This is a genomic window from Bordetella genomosp. 6, from assembly GCF_002119705.1.
In the GTDB taxonomy this organism is placed as follows: Bacteria; Pseudomonadota; Gammaproteobacteria; order Burkholderiales; family Burkholderiaceae_B; genus Bordetella; species Bordetella bronchiseptica_F.
The window spans coordinates 3,428,586-3,448,001 of sequence record NZ_CP021107.1 but is presented as its reverse complement, the minus strand read 5'-3'; the positions used below and the strand labels follow the sequence as shown (position 1 = coordinate 3,448,001).

At 67.6% G+C, this 19,416-nt stretch carries 26 protein-coding genes; 18 read left to right on the top strand and 8 right to left on the bottom strand.

Going from position 1 to position 19,416, the window contains the following annotated elements; genetic code table 11:
* Window positions 1-71 precede the first annotated feature (71 nt).
* Both CAL11_RS16135 and CAL11_RS16130 read left to right on the top strand, forming a co-directional pair.
* Window positions 72-971 carry a LysR family transcriptional regulator gene (locus CAL11_RS16135; RefSeq protein ID WP_086093482.1) on the top strand — a complete coding sequence of 300 codons (900 nt, stop codon included), beginning with the start codon at window positions 72-74 and terminating at the stop codon, window positions 969-971.
* A 240-nt stretch (window positions 972-1,211) separates the two neighbouring features.
* Window positions 1,212-1,673 (top strand): CesT family type III secretion system chaperone, encoded by a 462-nt coding sequence (locus CAL11_RS16130; protein WP_086093481.1) that lies wholly within the window; start codon window positions 1,212-1,214, stop codon window positions 1,671-1,673.
* Between the two features lie 34 nt (window positions 1,674-1,707).
* Here the strand turns inward: CAL11_RS16130 and bscF are convergent, their stop codons facing one another.
* The 8 genes from bscF to bopN are packed head-to-tail and all read right to left on the bottom strand — an operon-like array spanning window position 1,708 to window position 7,958.
* On the bottom strand, window positions 1,708-1,974 hold the full coding sequence (gene bscF, locus CAL11_RS16125) for a type III secretion system protein BscF (protein WP_086093480.1): 267 nt from the start codon (window positions 1,972-1,974) through the stop codon (window positions 1,708-1,710).
* Window positions 1,964-2,266: a type III secretion system protein BscE gene (gene bscE, locus CAL11_RS16120; protein WP_086093479.1), complete on the bottom strand. Its 303-nt coding sequence runs from the start codon at window positions 2,264-2,266 to the stop codon at window positions 1,964-1,966. The genes bscF and bscE overlap by 11 nt, the downstream gene beginning before the upstream one ends.
* Before the next feature lie 43 nt (window positions 2,267-2,309).
* Window positions 2,310-3,614 (bottom strand): type III secretion system inner membrane ring subunit SctD, encoded by a 1,305-nt coding sequence (sctD, locus tag CAL11_RS16115; RefSeq protein ID WP_033466731.1) that lies wholly within the window; start codon window positions 3,612-3,614, stop codon window positions 2,310-2,312.
* Entirely contained in the window at window positions 3,611-5,710 is a 2,100-nt protein-coding gene (gene bcrD, locus CAL11_RS16110; RefSeq protein WP_086094604.1) for a SctV family type III secretion system export apparatus subunit BcrD, read from the bottom strand. Before bcrD ends, sctD begins: the two co-directional genes overlap by 4 nt.
* Window positions 5,707-6,075: a hypothetical protein gene (locus CAL11_RS16105; RefSeq protein ID WP_086093478.1), complete on the bottom strand. Its 369-nt coding sequence runs from the start codon at window positions 6,073-6,075 to the stop codon at window positions 5,707-5,709. Before CAL11_RS16105 ends, bcrD begins: the two co-directional genes overlap by 4 nt.
* Window positions 6,072-6,482 (bottom strand): hypothetical protein, encoded by a 411-nt coding sequence (locus CAL11_RS16100; RefSeq protein WP_086093477.1) that lies wholly within the window; start codon window positions 6,480-6,482, stop codon window positions 6,072-6,074. Before CAL11_RS16100 ends, CAL11_RS16105 begins: the two co-directional genes overlap by 4 nt.
* A gap of 4 nt (window positions 6,483-6,486) precedes the next feature.
* Window positions 6,487-6,864: a type III secretion chaperone SycN gene (gene sycN / locus CAL11_RS16095; protein WP_086093476.1), complete on the bottom strand. Its 378-nt coding sequence runs from the start codon at window positions 6,862-6,864 to the stop codon at window positions 6,487-6,489.
* On the bottom strand, window positions 6,861-7,958 hold the full coding sequence (gene bopN / locus CAL11_RS16090; protein ID WP_086093475.1) for a SctW family type III secretion system gatekeeper subunit BopN: 1,098 nt from the start codon (window positions 7,956-7,958) through the stop codon (window positions 6,861-6,863). Before bopN ends, sycN begins: the two co-directional genes overlap by 4 nt.
* Before the next feature lie 162 nt (window positions 7,959-8,120).
* Between bopN and bsp22 the strand changes: the two genes are divergently transcribed.
* Genes bsp22 through bscR form a run of 16 tightly spaced genes read left to right on the top strand, consistent with a single transcriptional unit; the run spans window position 8,121 to window position 19,414 of the window.
* On the top strand, window positions 8,121-8,738 hold the full coding sequence (bsp22, locus tag CAL11_RS16085) for a type III secretion system needle tip complex Bsp22 (RefSeq protein WP_086093474.1): 618 nt from the start codon (window positions 8,121-8,123) through the stop codon (window positions 8,736-8,738).
* A gap of 22 nt (window positions 8,739-8,760) precedes the next feature.
* Entirely contained in the window at window positions 8,761-9,036 is a 276-nt protein-coding gene (locus CAL11_RS16080) for a type III secretion system chaperone Btc22 (protein ID WP_086093473.1), read from the top strand.
* 16 nt (window positions 9,037-9,052) lie between these two features.
* Window positions 9,053-9,538, top strand: coding sequence for a SycD/LcrH family type III secretion system chaperone (locus CAL11_RS16075; protein WP_033466717.1), 486 nt, complete (start codon window positions 9,053-9,055; stop codon window positions 9,536-9,538).
* 47 nt (window positions 9,539-9,585) lie between these two features.
* Window positions 9,586-10,527 (top strand): type III secretion system translocon subunit SctB, encoded by a 942-nt coding sequence (gene sctB, locus CAL11_RS16070; RefSeq protein WP_068925551.1) that lies wholly within the window; start codon window positions 9,586-9,588, stop codon window positions 10,525-10,527.
* Between the two features lie 29 nt (window positions 10,528-10,556).
* Complete coding sequence (gene sctE / locus CAL11_RS16065; protein ID WP_086093472.1) at window positions 10,557-11,759, top strand: type III secretion system translocon subunit SctE; 1,203 nt, start codon at window positions 10,557-10,559, stop codon at window positions 11,757-11,759.
* Window positions 11,760-11,783: 24 nt separating this feature from the next.
* Window positions 11,784-12,245 carry a SycD/LcrH family type III secretion system chaperone BcrH2 gene (gene bcrH2, locus CAL11_RS16060; RefSeq protein ID WP_033466711.1) on the top strand — a complete coding sequence of 154 codons (462 nt, stop codon included), beginning with the start codon at window positions 11,784-11,786 and terminating at the stop codon, window positions 12,243-12,245.
* 4 nt (window positions 12,246-12,249) lie between these two features.
* Window positions 12,250-12,771, top strand: a complete 522-nt coding sequence (locus tag CAL11_RS16055) for a tetratricopeptide repeat protein (protein ID WP_086093471.1) — start codon at window positions 12,250-12,252, stop codon at window positions 12,769-12,771.
* Window positions 12,768-13,196 carry a type III secretion system inner rod subunit SctI gene (gene sctI, locus CAL11_RS16050; protein ID WP_086093470.1) on the top strand — a complete coding sequence of 143 codons (429 nt, stop codon included), beginning with the start codon at window positions 12,768-12,770 and terminating at the stop codon, window positions 13,194-13,196. Before CAL11_RS16055 ends, sctI begins: the two co-directional genes overlap by 4 nt.
* A complete protein-coding gene (gene sctJ, locus CAL11_RS16045) occupies window positions 13,193-14,014 on the top strand; it encodes a type III secretion system inner membrane ring lipoprotein SctJ (protein WP_086093469.1) in 822 nt (273 codons plus the stop codon). The genes sctI and sctJ overlap by 4 nt, the downstream gene beginning before the upstream one ends.
* Entirely contained in the window at window positions 14,007-14,669 is a 663-nt protein-coding gene (locus tag CAL11_RS16040) for a SctK family type III secretion system sorting platform protein (RefSeq protein WP_086094603.1), read from the top strand. Before sctJ ends, CAL11_RS16040 begins: the two co-directional genes overlap by 8 nt.
* A complete protein-coding gene (locus CAL11_RS16035; RefSeq protein WP_086093468.1) occupies window positions 14,639-15,277 on the top strand; it encodes an HrpE/YscL family type III secretion apparatus protein in 639 nt (212 codons plus the stop codon). Before CAL11_RS16040 ends, CAL11_RS16035 begins: the two co-directional genes overlap by 31 nt.
* A gap of 4 nt (window positions 15,278-15,281) precedes the next feature.
* Window positions 15,282-16,616 (top strand): SctN family type III secretion system ATPase BscN, encoded by a 1,335-nt coding sequence (bscN, locus tag CAL11_RS16030; protein ID WP_086093467.1) that lies wholly within the window; start codon window positions 15,282-15,284, stop codon window positions 16,614-16,616.
* Window positions 16,616-17,125, top strand: a complete 510-nt coding sequence (locus tag CAL11_RS16025; protein WP_086093466.1) for a type III secretion protein — start codon at window positions 16,616-16,618, stop codon at window positions 17,123-17,125. The genes bscN and CAL11_RS16025 overlap by 1 nt, the downstream gene beginning before the upstream one ends.
* Window positions 17,122-17,670 (top strand): hypothetical protein, encoded by a 549-nt coding sequence (locus CAL11_RS16020; RefSeq protein WP_086093465.1) that lies wholly within the window; start codon window positions 17,122-17,124, stop codon window positions 17,668-17,670. The genes CAL11_RS16025 and CAL11_RS16020 overlap by 4 nt, the downstream gene beginning before the upstream one ends.
* On the top strand, window positions 17,667-18,746 hold the full coding sequence (sctQ, locus tag CAL11_RS16015; RefSeq protein ID WP_086093464.1) for a type III secretion system cytoplasmic ring protein SctQ: 1,080 nt from the start codon (window positions 17,667-17,669) through the stop codon (window positions 18,744-18,746). The genes CAL11_RS16020 and sctQ overlap by 4 nt, the downstream gene beginning before the upstream one ends.
* The gene (bscR, locus tag CAL11_RS16010) at window positions 18,743-19,414 is read left to right on the top strand and encodes a SctR family type III secretion system export apparatus subunit BscR (RefSeq protein WP_086093463.1); all 672 of its coding nucleotides are present in this window, start codon (window positions 18,743-18,745) and stop codon (window positions 19,412-19,414) included. The genes sctQ and bscR overlap by 4 nt, the downstream gene beginning before the upstream one ends.
* The last annotated feature ends 2 nt before the right edge of the window (window positions 19,415-19,416 follow it).

Below are 19,416 nucleotides of genomic sequence, written 5' to 3'. Positions count from 1 at the left end.
AAGGTAGTTCGTTCCAATAATTGTCGGAAGGCTGTATTATTTGTATAGTTCGTCTCAAAAATGGATCACTCATGGATTTGTCCGCGCTGGCCGACTTCAACCTGGTCGCCGCCCATGGCGGCTTCGGCAAGGCCAGCCGCAGCAGCGGCAGGCCCAAGGCCACGCTGTCGCGGCGGGTCATGGACCTGGAGCAAAGCCTGGGCGTGCGCCTGCTCGAGCGCGGCGCACGCTCGCTGCGGCTGACCGAAGAGGGCCAGGCGCTGCACGAGCGCACCTGTGGTCCGCTGGGCGAAATCGTCGAAGCGGGCGAGTCGGTGGCGGCTGGCCTGTCCGTTCCGCGAGGGCGGCTGCGCATCAGCGCGCCGGTGCTGTTCTCCAGCACCTTGCTGGGCCGGATCGCCGCCGGTTTCGCGCAGGCCTATCCCGAGGTGCGCCTGGACGTCGTGGCCGAAGACCGCAATATCGATCTGGTCGAGGACGGCTACGACGTGGCCATCCGCGTCAATCCCCGCCCGGACGCCACGCTGGTGGGGCGCTGCTTCGCCCGCGACGACATGCTGCTGGTGGCGCCGCCTTCGCTGGCCCGGCCCGCGGCCGCCGCCGATGGGCAGACGCCCGCCGTGCCCGCGGTCGCCCTGGCCAATGTGTTCGACAGCGGCGCCTGGCACTACCAGGACGGCGATACCTTGAACACCGTCGTGCCCGACGTGCGCCTGCGCCTGTCCTCGCTCATCATGATCCGCGACGCCGTGCTGGCCGGCGCCGGCGCGGCGCTCATCCCGCGCTCGCTGCTGGCGCAGGACGGGGCGCACGCCAGCCTGGCGGTGTGGGGCCGCATCCCGGATCGGCCCATCGAACTGTGGGTCCTGCACAACTCGCGCCGCCTGGTAAGCACCAAGGTGGCGGCATTCGTGGAATACCTCTGCGCGGCGTTTCCCGCGCGCACCCTGACTGGCGCGGCCGCGGGCTGACGGGCGTGGCGCGAAAGGCCCGCGCTTCGGCCGTCGCCACTTCCCGCTTGTCGAACAACAGGTAATGCCCGGCATCCGGATATACGTCGCGGTGCGCGCCGGATCCGCATGTCCTTGGCGCGGGCCTGCGGCGGGACGTCCGAAAACCGGGATATTCCGAGAAGCAATCGGCTGGCGCCTTCCAGGTTGTGCGCATACCATTGCCCTCTTTTGCCACGCATTTCGAGCGTACGGTTTTTCTTGCGCCCGACCCAGGCTCGTCTCGCCATGACCGATACGGCATACCGCCAACTCATCGCCGACTTCGGCCGCCTCATCGGCATCGACTCGCTCAACCCCGGTGCCAGCGGTCTGTGTCAGTTGATTTTCGAACCATGCGCTCCGGTCTTCATCGCACCGGTGCACGCCCGGGCGGAAATCATGATTTCCTGCGTGCTGGGCACGGCGGACGCGGCCAACCCGGCAAGCATGGCCCGGGCCAACTTCATGCAGGCCGGCAGCGGCGTCGTGGCCTGCATCGGCGACGACGGATTGTCCTATCTGCAGCAGGCCATACCCCTGTCGCGCGCTACGCCCGAAATCCTGCTCGATATCTGTGAGTGCCTGCTGCAGGAAGCCGCGCGCTGGCGAGCCGGCGGCCACGGCAGCGGCAGCGGCGCGACCCAGGCCCCCAATATCGCCGCGCTGACGCGCGGCGTCTAGGCCGGCGGCGACTGTCGGACGCCGCTGCGCAGGCTCAACTTGCCTTCTGGATGACGCCCTTGAGCGAATCGGCGACCTGCTTGATCACCGTGCTCTGTAGATCGATCATGACCACCCACGATTGCATTTCCTGTTGCACGATCAGCAGATCGGACGTGCTTACCGCACCGTCTCCGCGCGCGCTGAGCGCCTCCAGGCGGCTGCGCAGGTCGCGCTCGTGAGCGGTCAGTCGCGTGTTGACCGCCTGGTTCACGCTCTGCATGGTCACCCGGCCTGCGTCGCCTCCCAGGTTAATGGCCATGCTTGTCTCCTTCGGCGCGTTGTTCATTGCTCAGGCGCGTCAGGACTGAGGTAGGAGGGTTGTCCGGCCCGGTCGGACGCTGCAGCAATACCTGCCGGGCCGCGGTGGCGGCCGCCAGCGCATCGCGCCATACGGGATAGGTGTCGCGCCCCACGCCATCGTGCAGGCGGACGCGCAGGCGTGTCTCCAGTTCTCCAAGCTGCGACAGCAAGGTGTCGCGCAAGGCGGAGCCTCCTGGAGATGCCAGGCGTACTTCCAGTTCGGTCAGGGCTAAAACGGATGATGTACTCATATGGGAACGTCATAGGCAAGGGTTGGCGGTTACCGAGGCGATTTCATCGCGTCACGATGACCGGTTCGGGACCATCGAAGACCAGGCGGCCGGATTCGATGGCGGTAAGGCGATACTGGTTCCGCAGTCCGCCCACCAGGAGACGGCTGCCATCGGCCAGCATCAGGTACGGTTGCGGGCCGCTCACGACACTGCGTATCTCGAACGGCGCGTGATTGCGCGTCGCGCGCGCGGCGGTGGCCGGCAGCCGGACGACGTCGTAGTTGCGCTGGTTGAACGCGGCCACCAGCTCGCGCAGGCGCGCCATGCGGCCTGCGTCCAGTTCGCCGGGATCCGCGTCGAGGCGGTCCGCGTGCCAGCTCAGCTTGACGCCGTCGAGGCGTTCGTCGGCCAGCTGGGCCGCCAACTGGGCCGAGACCTCGCCGGCCAGGCGCACATCGCGATCGAGGATCGTCATGCCCGGCAGTCGCATGCGTACCGCATGTAGCGCCGCGGCGCGTTCGTGCGCATCGCTGGCGATGCCCGAGATCGCCAGATGGCCATTGCCGTATGGGCGTGCCATGTAGCGTACCCCGAAGGCCGCCAGGACATCGCAGGCCAGGGCCCTGGCCTCGTCCTGCCTGCTTACCTGCATGGCTGGCCGTGGCGCGAGTTGCGCCAGCGCCCGGGCCACCCGGGCGAATTCCGTTTCATCGTGCACCCATCCGGTTACGGTGAGCACGCCGCCACGGCCGTAGGCCGCCTGCAATTGCTCGGTAAGGCCCAAGCTGTCGATGAGCGCCGCGGCGCGGATCAGCGGCGCGGCGGTCGTCGGCGCGCGCGCGGCCGGCGGCGCGGCGGGCGCCGTCACGGAAACCAGCGCCGAGGCCAGGCCGACCAGCACGACGATCGCGGCCGCGCCCAGCGCCAGGCGCGGCCAGGGCCGGTATGCACGTCGGCGCGGCATGAGCGCGCCGGCGGACGGCGGGCTTGCCGAGCCAGGGTCGTCGTGCAAGGCCGTGGCGCTGCTGTCCGGGCCGCAGGGGGCATGCGGCGCGGCTGGCGGCTGCGGCGCGGGCCACGGCGCGGAAGGCGCGGCCACGGTGATCCAGGTGGTTCCCAGCGGTACGGGTTCGTTGAAGGCGACGGGCAGGTCCGGCGCCTGGGCGTCCAGGCCGGGCGTCATGGCGCCGGCCAGTCGCCAGCCGGACGGGTCGATCTCCAGCCATCCCGCCACTTCGGGCATGTCTTCGCCGGTCAGGACGATATCGCAATGCGGATTGGCGCCCACGCGCGCGCCGTGCACGGCCGGACAGCGCGCCATGCACTGTGCGCCCGAAAGCACGCGGAATTCCAGCGCCGCCGTCATAGATCCACCCTGCCCAGGGGCTGTACATTGATCTCCGGCGTCAGCTCCTGGTAGGACAGCACCGGCAGGGCGTAGAGATCGGCTTCTATCATCTTGCGCGTGTAGCGCCGGATGTCCATCGACGTCAGCAGGACGGGACGGCTCGCGCCGGCGGCCAGATCGCCGACGCATTGGCGGATGTGCTCCACCAGCCGGCGCGTCGTGTCCGGATCGAGGGCGAGATAACTGCCGGCGGCGGTCTGCCGAATGGCGGCACGCACGGTTTCCTCGACCTTGGGAGCCAGCAGGTAGGCGGGCAGGATATTGTGGCCGCTGGTGTACTTGTGGCTGATATAGCGCTTGAGCGCGATCCGGACATACTCCGTAAGCAGGACGGTATCCTTTTCCTTCTGGCCCCATTCGACCAGCGCTTCCAGCACGGCACGCAGGTTGCGTATCGACACTTCCTCGGAAACAAGGCGCTGCAGGATTTCGGCAATCTTCTGCACCGGCATGACGCGCAGGCACTCCTTGACCAGATCGGGGAATCGTTCTTCCATGGCCGAAAGCAGAAACCGGGTTTCCTGGATGCCGATGAAATCAGCCGAGTATTTTTTCAATACATATGCCAAGTGCCAAGTCAGGATCTGGCTGATACCCAGGTAAGGAATGCCTGCGTCGCGCAAGGCGCCGGTCAGGCCGGCTGCGACCCAGATCGTGGGCGTGTCGGGCAGGAAGGCCGCGCCGGTTTCGTAGGCGATCCGCAGGGCCTGCAGGTTCTGTTCGGTGTCCCGCACCAGCACGGCATCGTCGCGCAACATCCCTTTCGCCACGGGGATCTCCGACAGCACGATGGTGTAGGTGTCGGCGGCCAGCGCCTCGGCAAAGCGCAGCTGGATACCGGGAAATGGCACGCCCAGGTCGAAATAGAGCGCCCGCCGGATCTGCAGCAGCTCGTCGGTGAGCGTGGCGGGCTCGAAGCAGGGCTGCAGCCGCGCGGCCACGTCGATGATCAGCGGGATGGTGGGGGCGAATTCCGCCTGCCCGTCAGCCGGCGCGCTGGCCAGGGGTTGCCCATCGGGAGCCATGCCGGCGAGCGCGGGCCCGGCGCCTTCGGGCGGACGCTGCGATGCGCGCAGCAGCACGCCCCCGATGGTGCCCACCACGGCGGCCAAGGCGAAGAAGACCAGCGTGGGCATGCCTGGAATGAGGCCCAGGCCCGCCGAGATCGCGCCGGCAATGACGAGGGCGCGAGGCTGCGCCAGCACTTGCGCGCCGATGTCGGTGCCGACGTTGGAAGGGCCATCCCCGGTCTGCACCCGCGTCACGATGATTCCCGCGCAGATGGCGATGAACAGCGCCGGGATCTGGGCGATGAGCCCGTCGCCTATGGTCAGGATGGCATACGCCTGCACGGCCTCGCCGGCGCTCAGGCCGCGTTGCAGCACGCCGACCAGCATGCCGCCAAGCAGGTTGACGGCAACGATGATCAGGCCGGCGATGGCATCGCCCTTGACGAACTTCATCGCGCCGTCCATGGCGCCATACAGTTGGCTTTCCTTCTCGACCGTACGGCGCCGGCGGCGGGCTTCGTCCATGTCTATGGTGCCCGCGCGCAGGTCCGCGTCGATGGACATCTGTTTGCCGGGCATGGCGTCCAGCGAGAAGCGCGCGGCGACTTCGGCCACCCGCTCGGCGCCTTTGGTGATGACCACGAACTGCACGATCGTGAGGATGAGGAAAACCACCAGGCCGACGATCAGGTTGCCGCCGACCACGAAGTTGCCGAAGGTCTCGATGATGTGGCCGGCATCGCCTTGCAGCAGGATCAGCCGCGTGGTCGCGATGGAGATGCCAAGCCGCAACAGCGTGGTGACCAGCAGCACCGAGGGGAATGAAGAAAACGCCAGGGGCGATGGCAGGTACATCGCGACCATCAACAGGACCGCCGACAGCGTCATGTTCGCGCCGATCAGCACGTCGACCAGGGTCGTGGGCAACGGCAGGATCATCATGAAGACGATCGCCACGATCAGCACGGCCAGGACGATGTCGTTGCGGCTGGTGGCCAGCGCCACCGCGCGTTGCAGGCGGAGAATGGGTCGTTTGCTCGTCATGGCGGGGCCGCGCTCGCGCAAGGCGCCGCCCGCAGCGCCAGATATTCACGCATGGCCTGAAGGGCGTCGTCGGGTCGGTTCAGCGCCTGCATGGCCTGCGCCCGGACCAGATGGCCGGCGGCATCGGGCGTGGCGCGCAGCGCGCGCTTGTCCAGTGTGACCAAGGCCATGCGCGGTTCGTCCTGGTGCAGATAACCCAGCGCCAGGGCCAGCTGAGAAGGGCTGTCGATCGCGTCCAGGGCATCCAGGGCGGCCAGCAGGGCAACGGTCTTGCTCCATTGGCGCTGCAACTGGTAGTGGTGCGCAAGCAATTGCAGAAGTTCGCGTACCTGAAGGCTGGGCGAGGGCGGGGTATGCGGCATCATCCCTGGTAGAGCGCGCTGCGATACATGGCGGCCAGGTCGCGCAGCTTGCCGGCCTCGTCGAGTACGCGCAAGGCGCGGCTCAAGGCCGGCGTGGCGTTGCCTGCATGCAGTTGCATGGCTCGGGACAGTTCGTCGCGCGCCTGCGCCAGGGTTCGCCCGAACTGCGCGGGCTGGAGCAATGCGCCATCCGTCAGGCGCGGCCGCGCCGACTCGTCGAGCATCGCGGCCAGGTCCGGGTGCACGAGCAGCGCCTTCAGATGATCGACCGCGCCGGTGTCGGGCGGCTCGAGCCAGCGCTCGGGTGGCAGGGCCGGGGCAGGCTCGCGGAGGGGGCTGCGCACGATGTGGTCGACGCCGCGCTCCAGGCCAAGGTGCATGGCATGCATGCCGGGTACGGCGGCGGACATGGCGTTACGCCTCCAGGCGGTCGAGCCAGTTCGCCAGGCTCAGCGCCGCCAGGCGTAATGCCGCCGCGTCGAGCGGGCGCTCCGGCAGCCGTGTCTGCGCGACGACCCAGTCTTCGCCGTCCCCGGACCAGAGCGACGTCTGGATGGCTGAGGCGCCGCCGCGCTGCTCATGGGCGCGTTTCCATGCCGCCAGCAACACGGAGGCGGCGTCGCGCTCCACACGTTGGGCGAGGTGGACCAGGGTCGCGCCGGCGACGCATTCGACGCCCAGGCGGCGCCCGTTGGACAGCGCTAGCGCCACCGATCGGGATGGCCCGAATGCCAGGCGATCGATGCCGATATCCTGGCCGAACTGCCGCAGCGCCATGTCGACGGTGCTCATGTGTTCTCCATTGCGATCGCGTTGTCCAGCGCGTCCTGCGCGGCCGCCAGGATGGCGGCCCGCACGTCCATGTCTGCGTAGATCTGCGTGGGCAGGTCTTTAAGAATCTGGCGCACCCCGCCGAGGAAGGCGATGCGCTCGGGGAGGGCATTCGCGCCATGGCGTTCGGCCAGCTTCTCGAACCGCGAGGGCGCAATCCATTTGTCCTCGCTGATTCCCACAAGATCGCGCATCAGACCCTGGGCGTCCACGCACGGCTGCACGCATGCGTTGCCCAGCCGTTGTTTCAGCGCATTGCATTCCTCCAGTACCGTGGCGGCCACCTCGACTTGATAGAGATCGCTCACCAGCACCTGCAGCCTGAGGCCGTCCGTCGACGGTGTCGCCGCGGCCAGGTCGTGTCCCAGCGCCTGAGTCAGCGCGCCCAGCGCGCCGTGGATGTCGTCGTTCCCATAGCGTTCCAGCACCATGTCCAGCGTACGCGCCAACGACAGCTGGCCCAGGGCGATGTCGCGGTACGCGTGCTGGAAGCCGGCCAGTTCGTCGGCGGAGCGCACGAAGGCGCCGGCCGCCGGCAGGGTATTGATGCCGGCGCGGATCTCGGGGCCATGGGCGAGTTCCAGATCGGCCAACGCATCGCGCAGGGCTTCGAGCGCGTGCGGCGCGGCGTCCTCGTGCTCGCCGCGCCGCAGCGCATGCTGCAGCGCGAGGTATTGCTGCGTGACGCCGGGGAACGCTTGCGCGGCCAGCTGCATGGGGGCGCCCCGGCCGCGCAGCAGCTCGGCGGTCAAGGCTTCCAGCTTTGCCTGCGCGTCGGGGTCATGGGTGTGGGAAAACAGTTCCGCCAGTTGCGCCGCGTCCAGCCAGAGCATCGGCCGTTCGGCGGTGACCTTGCGTTCCGAGTGATGTTTTTCCTCGGCAGTCTGCGCCATGTGCAGGCTGAGCTCCTCGGCCGCGTCCGCCAGCGATATGCCGGCGGGCGTCGGTGCGATGCGCTGGCCTTGCAGCCAGCCGGAAAGGGTGTTGGCGGGAGCATCGTGGCGCCCCTGCATGGCGGCATGGAAGGGATCGGGGGCGGCATCGATACGAGTCATGAGGAGTCCCGGAGAAAGAAGCCATTCGCTTACTGGAGCAGTGAGTGTCGCGTGTGCGGCCATGGTTCCCGGAATGGGCGCGATATCGGGCGGATCGCGGCCTGGAACTTGCCGCGGGCGGAGGGTTACTCAGCATGCGTCTTTCAATTCGAAGGAGCCCTGATGAGCATTGATCTCGGAATTTCACGCATGTCGCAGGCCGGCGGCCTGCAAGGCATCGACCTCAAGAGCATGGATATCCAGACTCTCATGGTGTATGTGCAGGGCCGCCGCGCCGAACTCCTCACGGCTCAAATGCAAACCCAGGCCGAAGTGGTGCAGAAGGCCAATGAACGCATGGCGCAGCTCAACGAGGTTCTGTCCGCGCTTTCCCGGGCCAAGGCCGAGTTTCCGCCCAATCCGAAACCGGACGACACCATTCCGGGCTGGGACAGCCAGAAGATCGACCGGATCGAGGTTCCGCTCAATGATGCGTTGCGCGCCGCCGGCCTGACGGGCATGTTCGAGGCGCGCGATGGTCGCGTGACCGGCCCCGACGGCCGGGGTGAGCAGGTCGTCAACGGAACGGGCGTCATGGCCGGCTCCACGACCTATAAGGAACTCGAAAGCGCCTACACCGCCATAAAGGGAATGCTGGATACGGCGTCCAATACGCAACAAATGGACATGATCAGGCTGCAGGCCGCCAGCAACAAGCGCAACGAGGCTTTCGAGGTCATGACCAACACCGAGAAGCGGCGCAGCGATCTGAACAGCTCCATCACCGGCAACATGCGCTGAGCGCTGCGCAAGGGGGTATTCCATGCAGGACCAAGACATTCAATCCATCATGCGCGCCGCGGAAGAGCTGGTCGAGCAGACCCGCCAGGCGTTGCGCAACGTCGACGAGATCTACGCCCACGTTGGCGTCGACCCCGCCCGACTGCGCAGCCTGGCGGTCGAGCAGGCACGGATAGAGGCCGAGGCCCAGGCGGCGTTTCGTGATGATCTCGCGGACATCGAGCGCGAGGCGGCGCGCGTCAAGGTGGCGTGCACCGATGCGCCGCCGGCTCGCAGGGTACCTTACAACCACGTCTGAGCGCGGAGGTCTTGCCATGGCAAAGTCAGCCAGCCAGGACGGCTCCCCGGCGTCCGCTTCACATGAGGCGTTGCGCCATATTCTCGATGCAGGCGCTTCGATGGGCGGCTTGCAGGGGTTGGATGAAGCGCAGCAGCAGACGTTGTACGCGGTCGGTCATGGCGCCTACGAGCAGGGGCGCCATGCCGACGCGCTGAAAATGTTCTGCCTGCTGGTCGCGTGCGATCCGCTCGAAACCCGTTATCTGATGGCCCTGGGCGCCGCGGCCCAGGAGCTGGGGCTGTACGAGCATGCCTTGCAGCAATACGCGGCCGCCGCGGCCTTGCTACTGGATTCTCCCGGGCCCCTGTTGCACGGCGCCGAATGCCTGTATGCGCTGGGTCGCCGTCGCGACGCCCTGGATACGCTCGACATGGTGCTTGAGCTGTGCGGGTCGCCGGACAGCGCGGCCCTGCGCGAACGGGCCGAGTTGCTGCGCAGGAGCTACGCGCGTGACGACTGAAGCGGCGCCATGTCCGCCGTCAAGATTTCAATTCGAGGAGGTTCCATATGTCAGTTTCCCCGACTTCGCCCGGCTCGTTCGGGGCCGGCCCTGTCTTTGATGCCGAATTGCAGGTCCCGGCCGCATCGGCGCAACGCCGCGGTGGCGCGGCGCCCGTGCCGCCGCCCGTCGATCGGCGCGGCGTCGAGCCGGGCGATCCCGCGCTGGGCATGCTGCCCGTGCCCGACCTGGCCGCGGGCGACGCAATCAGCCGCACCCGCGCGGCGCTCGACGATCTGGACGCCGCATGGCTCGGTGAAGACATCTACGCCTTGATGGCGGTATTGCAGCAGGCCAGCCAGCAGATGCGGGAGGCTGCCCGTGTCGCGCGTGATGCCGAAGCCACCCGGCAGACGCAGGCTCTCGGCGATGCGGCCAGCCAGATGCGCCAGGCGGCGAACGAGCGCATGGCCGGGGCGATCGTGGCGGGCGCCATGCAGATGGCGGGTGGCCTCGTGCAATTGGGGGCGGGCCTGGCGGCGGGCGTGCAGGCCATGGGCGGCGCCGCGGCGCAAGCCAAGGGCGCCGCATTCTCCGAGCAGGCCTCGACAAGCCGCAAGGTGGCGGCCGGCCTGCACGATGCTCCCGAACTGCAGGCCACGGTGCAGGCCCGCGCAGCCCAGTTCGAAGCGCAAGCTGCCTCGTTTGGTGCCGACGCCGCTCGTTCTTCGGCGAAATCGCAGCGTGTATCGAGTGTCGCCCAGGCCGGCGCCGCGGCGGCCGGCGGCATCGGCGGCTTGACCGGTGCCGCCCAGGAACGCCGTGCCGCCGAGCACGAGGCCAGGCGCGCCGAGCTGGAGGTCGAGGCGAAGGTGCATGAAACGGCTTCGCGGCGGGCCGACGAGGCCATGCAGCAGATGCTCGACATCATCCGCGGCATCAGGGAAAAGCTGGCCGGCATGGAACAGTCCCGCAGCGAGACTGCCCGTAGCGTGGCCCGCAATATCTGAGCGTGCGGCTTCAACCTTCGATCTAGAGGATGACCGTCATGAGTACGACCATATCCACAGCCCCGAGCGGCGCCGCGCTTTCGCCGGCTCGCGTAGATATGCGGACGCCGGAGCCCGGCAATGCCGGCGAAGGTGCCGGTATCCTGGCGCCGGTGACGAAGCTGGCGCTGGCGGCGGGCCGGCCGGCCTTTACGGATTCGCCGCCGCTGCGCGCCGCACCGGTCCTGGATCCGCCGGTGCGCGATCTCAGTCCCGCCGACCTGGCCGACCTGCTGCGCGCCTTGCGGTCAAGGGCGGTAGACGGGCAGTTGGCCACGGCGCGCGAGAACCTGCAGGACGCGCAAGTCAAGGCGAAGCAGAACACCCAGGCCCAGCTCGACAAGCTGGACGCATGGTTTCGGAAGGCCGAAGAGGCCGATGGCAAGGGTCGGCTGAGCAAGGTGTTCGGCTGGATCGGCAAGGTGCTGGCTGTCGTGGCATCGGCCCTGGCGGTGGGCTTTGCCGCCGTCGCCAGCGCTGCCACCGGGGCGGCGGCCGCACCCATGCTGGTGCTCAGCGGCATGGCATTGGTCAGCGCCGTGACGTCGTTGGCCGACCAGGTCTCGCGAGAGGCGGGAGGGCCGCCGATCAGCCTGGGCGGGTTTCTGTCCGGGCTGGCCGGACGTCTGCTGGTCGCGTTGGGGGTGGCTCAGTCGCAGGCCGACGATATCGCCAAGATCGTCGCTGGCCTGGCCGTGCCCGTCGTGCTGCTGATCGAACCCCAGATGCTGGGCGAAATGGCGCAGGGCGTGGCCAGGCTGGCGGGCGCCGACGATGCCACCGCGGGGTACGTAGCCATGGCGCTGTCCATCGTGGCGGCGATCGCGGCCGCCGCAATCAATGCCGCCGGCACGGCCGGCGCGGGCAGCGCCTCTGCAATCAGCGGTGCCTGCAACCGGGCCGCCGCGGTAGCCACCCAGGTCCTCCAGGGGGGAACGGCTGTGGCGCAGGGCGGGGTCGCTGTCTCGATGGCGGTCGATCGCAAGCAGGCCGATCTCCTGGTTGCCGACAAGGCCGATCTGGCGGCTAGTCTGGCCAAACTGCGGGCGGCCATGGAGCGTGAGGCTGACGATATCAAGAAGATCCTGGCGCAATTCGACGCGGCGTATCAAATGATCGCGCGGATGATCAGCGATATGGCGAGTACGCATAGCCAGGTCAGCGCCAACCTCGGACGGCGCCAGGTGGTGTAGCACCGGGCACTCAAGGAACTTTCCATGACTGTTCATGACGACGCGGCCGCGGCGCTGCGCGCCCGGCTGGATGCGCTGCCGGGCAGCCAGCGCCTGACGGCCGAGCAATTGGAAGTGATCTACGCGATGGCGTATGCGCACGTCGCCAGGTGTGAGTACGGCAAGGCGCTGCCCATCTTCGCCTTCCTCGCGCAGTATGGTCCCACGCGCAAGCACTATTGGGCCGGGCTGGCTTTGTGCCTGCAGAGGACGGATCGTCCCGACGAGGCGCGCAACATCTATGCGTTGATCCTCACGCTCTTTCCAGATTCCGCGGATGCCGTGTTGCGCACGGCCGAATGCGAGCTGGCGTTGGGTGAAAACGAACGGGCGCAGGCGGCCCTGTTCGGCGCCATTGCCATAGACGCGGAAAGTGGGCGGCCCGGTCCGGTCTCGCACCGTGCGCGCGCTTTGCTCGATCTTATTTCAGTTTCACATCCGGAGTAACTCCATGCATTCAGACTCAGGTTCAGATTCAGGCTCAGGCTCAGGTTCAGGCTCACCCATGGCCTCGTCGATACATCCATCGGAACCGATACAGCCGGTGGAGCATGTGCTCGAGGAGGCCGACGCCCGCCTGCTGACCGAAGTGGGTTTTCTGGCAGCGGCCGTCAGCGATCTGACGCGTGCCGACGCCATTTTCAATGCATTGCAACGTGTACGGCCGGGCCGGACGTATCCCTGCATCGGCCTGGCGGTCGCCCGCATGAATGCCGGGCTGCCCGACGAAGCCGCCGAGGTGCTGGCGAACTTCCAGCCGGCTGCGGCGCAGGACCGCTCGGAACTGGACGCCTGGTGCGGCTTCGCCCTGTTGCTGGCCGGCCGTTCGGACGAGGCGCGCCGCATGCTGCAGCGAGCCATCGATGCCGGCGGCGACGCGGCACAGCTGGCGCGGGTCGTGTTGGAGAGCGGACCCGCCATGATGCGGCCCGCGCCGTTGCAGTCCGAGCCATCGCCTGGAGCCTCTGGATGAATTTGGATCTGACGGCAATCAACGCCGTGCAGGAACGGTTGCTCGCCCGATCGTTCGATATGCCGCGGTCTCCCGCGGTGGCGGATCAGGCGCGCTTCGAGTCGGCGCTGGGCGAAATTCCCGGCGCGGCGATCCCGGACGGGGCCGCCGCCTTGGCGCCTGCTGAAGGCCCGGCGGCGCCGGTCGCGCTCGACGAGCCGTTGGGCCGTCGCATACTTGGGCAGTTGCGCGGCGGCCTGGCCGAGGTGGCGGGGAAATGGCAGGCGGTGCACACGGGCTTGGCCGAGGTGGGCCAGGCGCCTACCTTGGCGGGTATGCTCGATCTGCAGGCCAGGTTGCTGCAGGCGTCGATAGAGTACGAGCTGGTGGGCAAGGCGATAGGGCGCGCCACTCAGAACGTCGACACGCTGGCGAGGATGTCATGAACGCGATCGGGGCGATCCAACGGTCTTGGCGCGGCGCGGGATGGGCGGCCTTGGCGCTCTCCCTCGCATTGCTGGCCGGCTGCGGTGCTCGCGTCGAGCTGTTGGGCGCGGCGCCCGAGAACGATGCCAACGAAGTATTGGCGGCGTTGCTCGAGGCAGGCATCGCCGCGCAGAAGCAGTCCGGCAAGACCGGCTACGCGGTTTCGGTGCCTGCCGAGGCCGTGGCCCGGTCGCTGGAGGTCCTGCGGGCTGGCGGCCTGCCCCGCGAGCAGTTCGACGGAATGGGGCGCATATTCCGCAAGGAAGGCCTGGTTTCCTCCCCGCTTGAAGAGCGCGCCCGCTACATTTATGCGCTGTCGCAGGAATTGGCCGACACCCTGTCGCAGATCGACGGCGTGCTCAGCGCCCGCGTGCACGTGGTGCTTCCCGAGCGTGGCGCGGTTGGCGAGCCTGCCACGCCCTCGACGGCGGGAGTGTTTCTCAAGTATCGCGACGGACAGAGCCTCGACGCGCTTGTGCCCGAGATACGCAAGCTGGTTACGCATTCCATCCCGGGCCTGGTCGAAGACCGTGTGTCGGTTGCTCTGGTCGTGGCCCAGCCCGTTCAAGCGGCGCCCGTGCCAGTCGCGTGGCGCCGCGTGCTTGGCGTACAGGTCGCGGACGGATCGGTCTTGCGATTTTCGTTGTTGCTGCTGTCGCCGGTTCTGTGCCTGGTATTGGCGGGGGGCGCGTTCCATGTCTGGCGGGCGCGGCGCGCGCGCGGCGCAGGGTACGGTGGCTCCGACGCCGGCGCCACGGCGGGAGTCGGGCATGACTGAGGCGCGCTTGCCGTTCTCCGAGCGGCTCATGACATTCAATCTCCTGCCCAGCCTGACTCTGCATGCCAGCCGCCACGACGAGACGTTTCCAGCCGATTGGGTGCGCGCGTTGTGCAATGCCGACGCGGTGCTGGCCAACGCATGGCATCGCCATTGGTCGCGGTGGATCTTGTGCGAGCTGGGCCTGGAGAACCGGCCGGTTCTGAGTCTCGATCCGCCGCAGTTGAAGGTCGCGCTATTGTCCGCCGACGCCTTGCGCGTCTGCGCCGCCCACGCCGGAGCCCTTCTTTGCGCGCCGCGCCTGCGGCGCACGATAGACGGCGCCGAGGTCCGTACCTTGCATGCCGCGCTCGGGCGCGAGGTCGTGAATTTCGCCGTGTCTTCCGCCGCGCAGGCCCTGCATGACGGCATCGCCGCCAGTTCGGACTGGACCCTGGCCGCCACCGTCCAGGCGGCGCAGAAGCTGGGCTGGGGCCTGCTGCGCGACGCCGTGCGGGGCGCCTCCGACGAGATAGCGCTGCGTTGCGCGCTGAAATTGCCGCGCGACCTCGATCCCGCGCCCATCCTGCAACCCGAGGCGGCGCTTGCGCTGGTGCTGTCCATGCTCGAAATCCTGGATGCCGAATGGCTTTCCTCGTTCCCCGACCAAGCCTGATCCAGAGGGTGCGGCCCGGCCGTCCGGATCCCGCGGCCGAAGTCTTGCGCGGTGAGGACTACGCCGAGCTGCTCAGCGCCACGCAGATCGTTGCCCAGGCGCATCGGCAGGCCGAGGAAATCCTGGCCGAGGCGCGAGAGGAGTCCGAGCGCGAACGCAAACGAGGCTATGAGGAGGGACGCCGCGAAGCCCTGACTGATCAGGCGGAGAAGATGATAGAAACGGTAAGCCGCACCATCGATTACTTCGCGGGTATCGAGAACGAGATGATCGAACTGGTCATGAGCGCGGTCCGCAAGATCGTCGAGGGTTACGATGACCGCGAGCGCACCGTGATCGCCGTGCGCAACGCATTGGCGGTCGTGCGAAATCAGCGCCAGATGACCTTGCGCCTGCACCCCGCCGAGGTGGACGTGATCCGGGAAGGCATGAACCAGCTGCTGGCGGCCTATCCGGGCGTGGGCTACCTGGACCTGCTGCCCGACGCCAGGTTGGCGCCGGGAGCGTGCATACTGGAAAGCGAGATAGGCATGGTCGAGGCCAGCATCGAGGATCAATTGTGCGCCCTGCGGGCGGCCTTCGAACGTACATTCGGCCGGCGCGGATAGGGGCATGCGTCAGTACCACTACATTACCGAGATGATGCGGGTGGCCCTGCAGGACCTGTCCACGTTGCGGATAAAGGGCCGGGTGATGCAAGTGGTGGGAACGATCATCAAGGCCGTCGTTCCCATGGTCAAGATCGGCGAAGTGTGCCTGCTGCGCAATCCCGGCGAGGACTTCGAGATGCACGGCGAAGTGGTGGGCTTCGTCCGCGATGCCGCCCTGCTCACGCCGATCGGCGACATGTATGGGATTTCCTCGGCGACCGAAGTGATACCGACCGGACGCACGCATATGGTGCCGGTCGGTCCGGGCTTGCTGGGACGCGTGCTGGACGGGCTGGGACGTCCGCTGGACGTCGCCGAGTCGGGGCCGCTGCATGCCCACAAGTTCTATCCGGTCTTCGCCGATGCGCCAGACCCGCTTACGCGTCGCATCATCCATGCCCCGCTGGAGCTGGGTGTGCGCGTGCTGGATGGTCTGCTTACATGCGGGGAAGGCCAGCGGCTGGGCATCTTCGCCGCCGCAGGCGGCGGTAAGTCCACCCTGCTGGGCATGCTGGTAAAGGGCGCCGCGGTCGACGTGACGGTGGTGGCGTTGATCGGCGAGCGTGGGCGGGAAGTGCGCGAGTTCCTTGAGCACGAACTCGGTCCGGATGGCAGGCGCAAGAGCGTCATCGTCTGCGCGACCAGCGACAAGTCCTCGATGGAGCGTGCCAAGGCGGCGTACGTCGCCACCGCCATCGCCGAGTACTTCCGCGATCAAGGGCAACGCGTGCTTTTCCTGATGGACTCGGTCACCCGCTTTGCGCGAGCCCAGCGTGAAATCGGCTTGGCGGCGGGCGAGCCGCCGACGCGGCGCGGCTATCCGCCGTCGGTGTTCGCCACCCTGCCCAAGCTGATGGAGCGGGCCGGCATGAACCAGATGGGTTCGATTACGGCGCTGTATACGGTGCTGGTCGAGGGTGACGACATGAACGAGCCGGTGGCCGACGAGACACGCTCGATACTGGACGGCCACATCGTGCTCTCGCGCAAACTGGGAGCGGCGAATCACTATCCGGCCGTCGACGTGCTGGCCTCTGCCAGCCGGGTCATGAATGCCGTGGTGTCGCCACGCCACAAGTACCTGGCCGGGCGGATGCGCGAGCTGATGGCCAAGTACCAGGATGTCGAGCTGTTGGTGAAAATCGGCGAATACAGGCAGGGCGCCGATGCGTCGACTGATGAGGCGATACAGAAGATCGGACAGATCAATGCGTTTCTCAGACAACAAACTGACGAACGCCAAGCATTCGAGGATACCGTACTGCGTATGGCTGAAATCATCGAATCCGAATCCTGATGGACCTGGAAAGCCTGCTTGCGATCAAGCAATTTCGTGCCGACCAGGCCCAGCTTGCGCTGAAACGCCGACAGCAGGCCTGCGCGGTTGCCGCCGCGGCGCAGCGCCAGGCGCGAGAACGTCTCGACGATTTTCGTCTGCGGGCCAGGCAGCTCGAAGACCGCCTTTATGCGGAGCTCTGCCGGCGCATCGTCAGAACACGCGACATCGACGAGGTGTTGCAGCGAGTGGGCCAGGCTCGCGACCGCCAGGCCAGCCTGGCGCTGCAGTGCGATGACGCCGCGCGCCGTCTCGAGCGGGAAATCCAGTTGCTCACGCAGCAGCGCGAGCAACACCGGGAGTGCTTCAAGGCGCAGCAGCGCATCGCCGAGTTGGTGCGGCTGCAGCAGGTCGAGGCAGCGGCCTTGCGCGAGAGCCAGGAGGATCGTGAAATTCAGGAAGCCATTGAATTGTCGGCGCATGGGCGCGACGAAGCATCGCGAGCCGGTGATGGTCCGGCGCGGCCATGAACCGGTCGGACGGGCTGGGTTCGCCAATGCCGGGCGGCGAGCGGCACGCGGGCTTGGCGCGCACGCCGCATGCGCGTCAGCCGGATCGGGATGCGCAGCGCATCTTCGAGCGCGAAATGGAACACGGGCAAGCGAAGGAAGCGCTGTCCGAATCGCAACGCCTGGGGCCGGGTCCCGCCTGCGTCGGCTGGCTGGCGCCGATGGAGCCTGCGACCGGCGGTCCGCCAGCCAGTCTTGGCCTGGCGCTGGCCAGCGTGGCTGCGGGGCTGGCGGTGGGCGACGTGCGGGAGGGGCATCGCGAAGCCAGTATCGTTCTGGACGATACGCTGCTGCCCGACACCACCTTGTCGGTGCGGGAGTGCGGCGGCTGGATCGTGGCCGCTTTCGCATGCCGGCAACAGGATGCTTGCGAGCGCCTGCGCGCGTGCGCCGACAGCATGGCCATGGAGCTCGCGCTGGACTTGGAGCGCGACGTCGAGGTTGCGGTGGCATGCGACGGCGAGCCGCACGGACAGGTGGCGCGCGCGCAACGGCCGTGGCGATGAATCGATTGACCGGCGGCGCAGCGGCGCAGGCCGCTGCCATGGTGGAGCTGGCGGTTCCGCGGTTGAGCGCCGGCGAGGCGCATGCCCTGTCAAGAATCGCATGCCACGGCGCGCGCTTCGACGTTCGGCTTGGCGAACCGGCCGTGCGCTGGCACTGCGCCCTGACGCCTTACCGGCATGGCGACCTTGCCGATGCCGAAGTGGAAAGCCTGCAGCTGCAATGGGCCGGGACATACATCGGCCTGACGGTTCCGCGCGCGGCCGCGGCGGGATGGCTGGCGGCGCGCCTGCCCCGGTTTGCCGGCGTGCAGTTGCCGCAAGCCATTGCGACGGCGGCCCTGGAGGCCATGCTGGAGGAGGTCTGTCGAGGCATGGCCGGACTCGACCAGCAAGGCCCGGTCCGCTTGGCGCCGCTTGACGGGGCGCCACCGCTCCAGCCGCATCGCTGGACCCTGACGGTGCGGGCGCCTGACGGTGGCGTCTGGCGCGCGGCGGTAGCGTGCGACGCATGGGCGTTGCAGGCGATCGCGGCGGCGCTGGATTCTGTTGCGATTGCCGATGGTCCGGTCAGTCCGGAGCGGGTGCCGGTCAGATTGCGCGCCGATGTCGGCGCGGCGTTCGTGGCCGCAGGCCAGCTGCGGACGCTGCGACCGGGCGACGTCGTGCTGCTCGCGCAGTATCGGGTGGGCGATGCCGGAGAACTATGGCTGTCGGCCGGACCCAACGCGATCCGGGTACGGGCCGAGCACGCGTCTTTTCGTGTAACTCAAGGTTGGACTGCCATCATGACGGAACCCGCGACACCTGACCCTGGCGAGACCCCGGCACAGGCCGGGGCGACGCTGGACACCGACCAGATACCCGTGCGCCTGACGTTCGACCTGGGCGAGCGCGAGTTCACGCTGGCGCAGCTGCGCAGCCTGCATCCGGGCAGCACGTTCGACCTCGAGCGGCCTATCGCCGACGGGCCGGTCATGGTGCGGGCCAATGGCCTGTTGCTGGGCAGCGGCCGGCTGGTCGACATCGACGGCCGCATCGGGGTGGTATTGCAATCGGTCAGGCCTGGACTCGCATGAGCGATACCGACCCCTTCAGCCTGGCCCTGTTCCTGGCGCTGCTGGCGCTGGTTCCGCTCGTCGTCGTCATGACCACGTCGTTCCTGAAGATCGCCGTCGTGCTGGCCTTGGTGCGCAACGCGCTGGGCGTGCAACAGGTGCCGCCCAACATGGCCCTGTACGGCCTGGCGCTTATTCTTTCCGCGTATGTGATGGCGCCGGTCGTTCACCGGATTGGCACCGAGGTCCAGGCCTTGACCGCGCCAGCCGGGGAGGCCGGCGCCGCCGGGCCGATGGCGCTGGACGCCGTGCTTGGCGTGGTCGAGCGTGGAGCGGCGCCGTTGCGGGACTTCATGCTGCGCAACAGCCAGCCGGCCCAGCGTGATTTCTTCCTGCGCACAGCCCGTCACTTGTGGGGCGAGGAGGCGTCGCGGGGCCTGTCGGAAGACGACTTACTGGTACTGACGCCCGCGTTTCTGGTTTCGGAGCTGACGGCCGCATTCCAGCTCGGCTTTCTGCTTTACCTGCCGTTCATCATCATCGACCTCATCGTATCCAACATTCTTCTTGCCATGGGGATGATGATGGTTTCTCCCGTGACGATCTCCATGCCGTTGAAGCTGTTCCTGTTCGTCATGGTGGATGGCTGGACGCGCCTGATCCAGGGCCTGGTGCTCTCCTATCGGTGACC

Bases quoted from the DNA above. Each gene is read 5' to 3' on its own strand.
- CAL11_RS16135 (WP_086093482.1), top strand. From the start codon at position 72: ATGGATTTGTCCGCGCTGGCCGACTTCAACCTGGTCGCCGCCCATGGC.
- bscF (WP_086093480.1), bottom strand. From the start codon at position 1,974: ATGGCCATTAACCTGGGAGGCGACGCAGGCCGGGTGACCATGCAGAGC.
- bscE (WP_086093479.1), bottom strand. From the start codon at position 2,266: ATGAGTACATCATCCGTTTTAGCCCTGACCGAACTGGAAGTACGCCTG.
- sctD (WP_033466731.1), bottom strand. From the start codon at position 3,614: ATGACGGCGGCGCTGGAATTCCGCGTGCTTTCGGGCGCACAGTGCATG.
- bcrD (WP_086094604.1), bottom strand. From the start codon at position 5,710: ATGACGAGCAAACGACCCATTCTCCGCCTGCAACGCGCGGTGGCGCTG.
- CAL11_RS16105 (WP_086093478.1), bottom strand. From the start codon at position 6,075: ATGATGCCGCATACCCCGCCCTCGCCCAGCCTTCAGGTACGCGAACTT.
- CAL11_RS16100 (WP_086093477.1), bottom strand. From the start codon at position 6,482: ATGTCCGCCGCCGTACCCGGCATGCATGCCATGCACCTTGGCCTGGAG.
- sycN (WP_086093476.1), bottom strand. From the start codon at position 6,864: ATGAGCACCGTCGACATGGCGCTGCGGCAGTTCGGCCAGGATATCGGC.
- bopN (WP_086093475.1), bottom strand. From the start codon at position 7,958: ATGACTCGTATCGATGCCGCCCCCGATCCCTTCCATGCCGCCATGCAG.
- bsp22 (WP_086093474.1), top strand. From the start codon at position 8,121: ATGAGCATTGATCTCGGAATTTCACGCATGTCGCAGGCCGGCGGCCTG.
- CAL11_RS16080 (WP_086093473.1), top strand. From the start codon at position 8,761: ATGCAGGACCAAGACATTCAATCCATCATGCGCGCCGCGGAAGAGCTG.
- CAL11_RS16075 (WP_033466717.1), top strand. From the start codon at position 9,053: ATGGCAAAGTCAGCCAGCCAGGACGGCTCCCCGGCGTCCGCTTCACAT.
- sctB (WP_068925551.1), top strand. From the start codon at position 9,586: ATGTCAGTTTCCCCGACTTCGCCCGGCTCGTTCGGGGCCGGCCCTGTC.
- sctE (WP_086093472.1), top strand. From the start codon at position 10,557: ATGACCGTCATGAGTACGACCATATCCACAGCCCCGAGCGGCGCCGCG.
- bcrH2 (WP_033466711.1), top strand. From the start codon at position 11,784: ATGACTGTTCATGACGACGCGGCCGCGGCGCTGCGCGCCCGGCTGGAT.
- CAL11_RS16055 (WP_086093471.1), top strand. From the start codon at position 12,250: ATGCATTCAGACTCAGGTTCAGATTCAGGCTCAGGCTCAGGTTCAGGC.
- sctI (WP_086093470.1), top strand. From the start codon at position 12,768: ATGAATTTGGATCTGACGGCAATCAACGCCGTGCAGGAACGGTTGCTC.
- sctJ (WP_086093469.1), top strand. From the start codon at position 13,193: ATGAACGCGATCGGGGCGATCCAACGGTCTTGGCGCGGCGCGGGATGG.
- CAL11_RS16040 (WP_086094603.1), top strand. From the start codon at position 14,007: ATGACTGAGGCGCGCTTGCCGTTCTCCGAGCGGCTCATGACATTCAAT.
- CAL11_RS16035 (WP_086093468.1), top strand. From the start codon at position 14,639: ATGGCTTTCCTCGTTCCCCGACCAAGCCTGATCCAGAGGGTGCGGCCC.
- bscN (WP_086093467.1), top strand. From the start codon at position 15,282: ATGCGTCAGTACCACTACATTACCGAGATGATGCGGGTGGCCCTGCAG.
- CAL11_RS16025 (WP_086093466.1), top strand. From the start codon at position 16,616: ATGGACCTGGAAAGCCTGCTTGCGATCAAGCAATTTCGTGCCGACCAG.
- CAL11_RS16020 (WP_086093465.1), top strand. From the start codon at position 17,122: ATGAACCGGTCGGACGGGCTGGGTTCGCCAATGCCGGGCGGCGAGCGG.
- sctQ (WP_086093464.1), top strand. From the start codon at position 17,667: ATGAATCGATTGACCGGCGGCGCAGCGGCGCAGGCCGCTGCCATGGTG.
- bscR (WP_086093463.1), top strand. From the start codon at position 18,743: ATGAGCGATACCGACCCCTTCAGCCTGGCCCTGTTCCTGGCGCTGCTG.